General features: G+C 35.9%; 6 protein-coding genes and 1 pseudogene. 3 read left to right on the top strand and 4 right to left on the bottom strand.

Annotated features, from left to right (window positions below; translation table 11 throughout):
* Nucleotides 1–70: 70 nt before the first annotated feature.
* On the bottom strand, nucleotides 71–388 hold the full coding sequence (locus C7H19_RS16890) for a hypothetical protein (protein WP_219907669.1): 318 nt from the start codon (nucleotides 386–388) through the stop codon (nucleotides 71–73).
* 204 nt (nucleotides 389–592) lie between these two features.
* Nucleotides 593–2,119, bottom strand: coding sequence for a SagB/ThcOx family dehydrogenase (locus C7H19_RS16885; RefSeq protein WP_106458094.1), 1,527 nt, complete (start codon nucleotides 2,117–2,119; stop codon nucleotides 593–595).
* A 227-nt stretch (nucleotides 2,120–2,346) separates the two neighbouring features.
* Between C7H19_RS16885 and C7H19_RS27115 the strand changes: the two are divergent.
* Nucleotides 2,347–2,409: pseudogene (locus C7H19_RS27115) on the top strand (hypothetical protein); the annotation flags it as partial.
* A 3-nt stretch (nucleotides 2,410–2,412) separates the two neighbouring features.
* Nucleotides 2,413–2,622 (top strand): hypothetical protein, encoded by a 210-nt coding sequence (locus C7H19_RS26830; RefSeq protein ID WP_245927586.1) that lies wholly within the window; start codon nucleotides 2,413–2,415, stop codon nucleotides 2,620–2,622.
* Nucleotides 2,623–3,043: 421 nt separating this feature from the next.
* On the opposite strand, the gene C7H19_RS16875 is transcribed toward C7H19_RS26830, so the two are convergent.
* Complete coding sequence (locus C7H19_RS16875; protein ID WP_106458093.1) at nucleotides 3,044–3,244, bottom strand: chlorophyll a/b-binding protein; 201 nt, start codon at nucleotides 3,242–3,244, stop codon at nucleotides 3,044–3,046.
* A gap of 119 nt (nucleotides 3,245–3,363) precedes the next feature.
* Complete coding sequence (locus tag C7H19_RS16870) at nucleotides 3,364–4,011, bottom strand: acetoacetate decarboxylase family protein (RefSeq protein WP_106458092.1); 648 nt, start codon at nucleotides 4,009–4,011, stop codon at nucleotides 3,364–3,366.
* 589 nt (nucleotides 4,012–4,600) lie between these two features.
* Between C7H19_RS16870 and C7H19_RS16865 the strand changes: the two genes are divergently transcribed.
* Nucleotides 4,601–6,109, top strand: a complete 1,509-nt coding sequence (locus C7H19_RS16865; protein WP_106458091.1) for a NarK family nitrate/nitrite MFS transporter — start codon at nucleotides 4,601–4,603, stop codon at nucleotides 6,107–6,109.
* Nucleotides 6,110–6,186 lie beyond the last annotated feature (77 nt).

Genomic DNA, 6,186 nt, shown 5'->3' with positions numbered 1-6,186 from the left:
AACTTTAGTGGAAGCTGTGGAAAACATTCTCAAATATTTTGGAGAAAAATATACAATTAATTTTACATAGCTACTTAAACAAATAGGATGCACCAATAAATTCACCTTGTTCGTCAAACACTTCGATAAAGTTAGCATCATTATCCCAACCATCATCACCAAACCCTAAAATGAACAAAAAAAAGGTATTTTGCCCATTAATAGGAATTTTTATCAGAAATAGTTGAGTAAGAGTCCACTGAGAATACCAGAAGTGACGATCAAAAGCATTTGAAACAGATTGAGGGACACTCTGCTTGATTCTCTCGATTGCTACACAATCAAAACCTACACTGACGGAGCGTTTCAACAATTGAAGACTTGCAATTCGCTGATACTTTGGAACCAAATTTTTGCATTTTCCATACACAAGAGCCCTGTACAAATTCACATGGTTCTCTTCGTAAAACTGCCTAACTACGAGTCGTTGTGCGTCCAAAATTATGATTTTAAATCCAGTAATGCTAATTAAACACAAAAACATAGCATCTTTAACAATTATTACCCACTATGAAGGCAATCTAACGGCTGAACTCACCAGCCATAAATAATTTTAGTTGTTTCTCGGTCTTCCTAAAGTGGTAATATAAATGACGGCTTCGTCTGTGGGAATTCCTAAAACTTCATTGACTTGATTATCAAAAAAGCCACCAATTCCACTAACGCCGAGATCTAAATAAATTGCCGCTAAATTTAAACGTTGTCCTAAATGTCCAGCATCCATATGAAGATAACGATAAGCGCGATCGCCATATTTATTCACCGCTTTTTCGAGATCAGCAGTATGAAACACAACGGCGGCGGCATCACGTCCTAATTCTTGTCCCAAACACAAATAATGTAATTCACGACGAAAATTCTTAAAACGAATTTGTCTTAATTCTTGGGCTTTGGGCGCGTAATAATAACACCCTTCTTCTAAACCCGATACAGAAGAAACCGCGATAAAGGTTTGTAATAAATCTAAATCAAAATAATCTGGCGCAGGATCAAGATTTTGCTCAATATAATTTTGTGATTGATAGGTAAAGTTTAGTAATGCTTTCAACTCATCTAAGCTTAATTCTCCACCACTATAAGCACGTGTTGAACGTCTTTTTAAAATAGTTGTTTCTAAACCCGATAATTTATCTCCCCAATTAATCGGATACATTTGTGTTGAAACTTTTAAACAAAACGGAAAATTATATTTATCTTCTGTCTCGTCGGTTTTGGCTTCATTTTTTGGATAACTTTCAGAAGTATGAATCTCTGTAGCTTGATGAAAATAAGTCAGTAAGTCGCCATCAGGAAGTTTTGGATAACTGCGTTGAGTACCAGATGGTAAAGCGGTAATTCCTGGTGATAGATGTTGTTTAATATCTAATAAATCGGCTAATGGAATAACAGTAATAACGCTTTCGACTTGCCAATCAAGATAAAATAAATCGTTGAGGGCTTGATCTAAAAAACCACCAATTAGATGAGGTCGATAATCGGTAATTGCACTCGCTAATTCAATATTACCCAATAAATGACCCGTATCTAAAAAGATACGACGATAAGCGCGATCTTCATACCGCCAAGCTGAACGATAAAAAATAGCGGTTGTTACTAAGGCGAGTTGCGTATTTTCTAATGCAGAATGCCAAAAACAAGCCGTTTGTAAATTTGACCATACCTCACTTTCCCAAAAATGAATCAGAGAATGGCTTTGAGGCTGATAATTATACAGTCCAGGGGGAAGAAAAGGAGTTCCACGAGAGATTAAATAAAGTTCTGCTGGATATAACCCTCCGGCTGAAGGGGCAGCCCGTAGATAAAGAGGTGTTCCCATTGTTGGAACTTTCGCCGTTAAACCATAACTATAAGCCAGTAGTTGCGATAATCGTTTTCCCGTTTTAAGATTGGGTTCATCTGATGAGGAAATCTGACTAGATAAATAGGGTTTTAGATCAAATGTATTACCAAATTTGTATTCTTTAAAAGGGCTTGGCTGATTTTCCCAGTCTAACGCTCGGTTTTTTGATGCGATCGTTTGAGGGTCATATTTAGTTCTTTCATGGTAGTACTGGGCTATGGAAGCTTGCAACTCGCTCATAAAAATTGTTCCGATCGCTAGTCTTTCTTTTATAGTAATCTTTGTTGCAACTATCAGTGGTACGTTTACGGATATGGTAGCTGTATCCGATGATTACATTATTGTAGATCGATTTTCAAAAGATACTCAATTCTTCATCGTAGCCCTACCGAACCAACAATGGGTTATCTTTAACAAACTTCTTTTTTGAAAACGCCGAATGTTATCGGGATGCAGTCAACCAAGGAATACGAGATATTTTAGTAATTAATACAAATGAACCGATTTTCGCCGAACACATCAAAGTCGTGAAAATGGGAACAAGTGTAGCGACAAATATTTTAATTGAAAAAGAGAGTAATTTATTTACAGAGGCAAAAATTGTTCAACATAAGTTTATTCAATTAGCCCAAGAAATTAATAAAATACTCGAAGAAATTGCTATAGGTTTTCTAACGATTGCTAACTATTTTTCTCCATCCATATGCGGGAATTTTAAGTCTCTATGGTTTGAAATTAGCTGATATTTTTGTAATTAAAGAAAGTTCTATATAACCGAATTTTACATAAATTTCGATAACGCCATTCAAAGAGTTAGTAATATTACTCTAAAATCCAACTAAAAATAATTTAATCACATTATATATGTTCTATTTGTAAAAAAATAAATACCATTAATTTTGACTAAATATTAACTATTTATTATTGGTGAAAAACAACTATTTTTTAGACAATTTCGGGTAATGCTATCATTTTTAAGAAAATAGATAATCTTATTGTTTATCCTCATTAAATAGCTATATTAACAGTAAATAATCATTTAATTTGGCAACGCAAACCACATCTATAATCCCAAAATAATGTAGGATTTTGGTCTCCAAACCCTTTGAATAAAAGGATTTTTAAACCAAATACCTACAATAAAATGGGATTCATTTTACTATTTTAGTAGAGACCTAACCAGCTTAAAACACCTTGTCCGGTAAATACTTCAATGAGTATAGCAAGTAAAAATCCAACCATTGCTAACCGACCATTCCAAATCTCGGCAGAAGGATTAGATCCGAATTGAAACTTAGTAGCAAATTCACCATACTTGCGTTGTGCTTGCTGTTCGTAATAATCTGTAGGTTGTTTGCTTTCCATGATAAATCTCCAAGCTAAGTGTGAGTGAAGTTATTTGATTTTTAATATAGCCCATAGTTTCTTTACATTTCTTCATACTTTAGATAGAAAAGCCAATTTGTCATTAAAAAAATAAAGTATCAAAGAATACTAAAATCATGAATTTGTCTGGGAGCATTGATCTTTAGTTCTAAATCATCTAAGCTAAAAGACAAAAAACCTTGTGCCAAATTTAGAGAGAAAAATGGACTTTCTTGAGTAATATTTAGTTTTCCCTTGATTAAACTAAATTTTGTTTGAAAATGGCTATTAAAAGAGAGTAATTGATTTTCCAAGCGACTTAAACAAATTCCCTGTAACTTGGGTTGCCATCCATTCATCAAATTTAGCCATTCCGACTGAAACGAAAAATGACAAAGTGAGCGTTTTTGTTGAGTAACCAGCACTTCTGAATTTGTCCATTTAAAATCAGCAATTTCTTTCGGTAATCCCCAGATTTCTCGTCCTCCTCTCATTGAATCTTCATTATCTACATAGATATGAGAAATCCAAAAACCGATATGCTGATGATAGCGAACTAAAGCAGGGACAACAATTAATTCATTGTATTCTAATATAGAGCCAGCTTGATAGGAAGCTAGATAAACACCACCTATTGTTTTACCAGGTAAAATCGGAATAATGGTTAATTCTGGGGGAATAACAAGACAAGACTCTTCTAAGCTAACCCAATGGAGATTCATTAAAGCTTTACCTTTAAGATGCCAAGGTGTAGAGGGATAGGTCATAAGCTAATGGCAATAAATATTTAATTTGATTTTGAAAGAAAAAATCTGATTAAAGGATTGTTCGCAAGATAGATTATTATAGAAACCCTCGGCGGTGGTTACGGTCAACAGACTATCAAACCAGTCTAAAAATTTTTATATACAAATATCTATGTTTTTAGGTTTTATCATTGACTAAAAGCTCAATAATGCAATCAAAGAATTTTGGATATGCAAACTACACATTAAAACCGATAAATGGTAGCTAAATATACAAAATACGAGAAGGAAAAAAGCGAATTTGTAAATATGCAAATCAAAAAAGTAGCCTGTTACTCACAGACTTATTTTTTACCTTTTGCATCTAGATCAGTTTACTAAAGTTAATTTATCTTGTTTGTATAAAAATTAACTTTCTAAAACTTAAACTCTATGTCAAGATCAATCAAGAGTTTATGGATAATAACTGATTAAAATAGCAAAGTCTTGATGAGAAAGACTTTACCTACAAAGGGTGCAAGAAAAATTAGCTGAATCAAATTTCAGAATCAATTTTCATTAAGGAACGCAAAAAACAAACGCTTATTCTAACTTAAAAGGATTGCCAATAATGTTAACCCAAATGTGGTCTTTGCGGGGTAGATTCAAAATTCTACACCTCACCTGGTTTGCTTTTTTCCTAACTTTTGTCTGTTGGTTTAATTTCGCACCCTTTGCGACAACCATCGGTAAAGAATTAAGTCTCACTCCCGAACAAATCAAAACACTGGGCATTTGTAATTTAGCTCTGACGATCCCCGCACGGATTATCATTGGGATGTTATTAGATCGTTTTGGCCCCAGAATTACCTATACAGCCCTTTTAGGGTTTGCGGTTGTTCCCTGTTTGGCGACTGCTTTCGCTCAAGACTTTAATCAATTGGTTTTTAGCCGTTTGCTGATGGGGATCGTTGGTTCGGGTTTTGTTGTAGGAATACGCATGGTGGCTGAATGGTTCCCTCCGAAAGATATTGGTATCGCACAAGGTATTTATGGTGGCTGGGGTAATTTTGGCGCTTTTGGTGCAGAATTTGTATTACCCGCTTTGGCTGTGGGAACCGCATTTATGGCGGGTGGTGCGTCTAACTGGCGTTTAGCGATCGCACTAACGGGGATCATTGCTGCTTGCTATAGCATCATCTACTACAACAGCGTTAGCAATACACCCCCAGGAAAAGCGTACAAACGTCCTAAGAAAAATGGTGCAATGGAAGTCACCAGCCCGAAAAGCTTTTGGGCAATGCTAATCATGAATTTTGGCTTAATTTTTGCCCTTGGTTTACTCGCTTGGCGGTTAGCCCAACCTAAATTACATTTTATTACACAAGGTCAAATGATTACGGTTTGGGTGTTCTTGGGTTTACTTTATGCCTTCCAAACTTATAAAGCTTGGCAAGTTAATAAAGATATGCTCAACGGATCTAAAGTTTTTTCCCCCTCACAACGCTATCAATTTCGCCAAGTTTCCTTACTTGAATACGCTTATGTCGTAACATTTGGTTCAGAGTTAGCCGCCGTTTCCATGTTACCCGCTTTCTTTGAACATACCTTCTCACTAGATCATGTTACTGCATCAATGATCGCGGCATCTTATCCCTTCTTAAATCTCGTTTCTCGTCCCAGTGGTGGCTTAATTTCTGATAAATTTAATTCTCGCAAATGGACACTCACTCTAATTGCAGGGGGAGTAGGTATATCTTACCTCATTGCATCGGGTATTAATCAAGCATGGCCAATTCCTTTAGCGATCGCTGCTACCATGTTATCTGCTTATTTTGCTCAAGCGGGTTGCGGTGCGACTTATGGAATTGTTCCCTTAATCAAAAAAGAAATTACCGGTCAAATTTCGGGTAACGTTGGAGCCTATGGTAACTTTGGTGGAGTCGTTTTCCTGACCATTTATAGCTTAACCAATCCTGGAACACTATTCGCTGTGATGGGTATTGCGGGTTTAATTTGTGCCTTCTTGTGTGCCTTTTTCCTCAAAGAACCTCAAGGCTCATTTGCGGCTGATTATACCACAGAACCAGAATATAGCGAGATGCCTCCTGTTCCTGTGGCCCAAGATATGAGCAATTAAATCTTTTAAACTCTATAGATGTAGCTTGGGGCGTGGTTTCTACGCCCTTTTTTTGCTTTAATTTAAACACCAAGACT

The sequence above is a fragment of the Aphanothece hegewaldii CCALA 016 genome, assembly GCF_003007785.1.
Taxonomy (GTDB): domain Bacteria; phylum Cyanobacteriota; class Cyanobacteriia; order Cyanobacteriales; family Microcystaceae; genus Chroococcus; species Chroococcus hegewaldii.
Note: the sequence above shows the minus strand (reverse complement) of the source record. Positions and strands in the feature narration are given on the sequence as shown.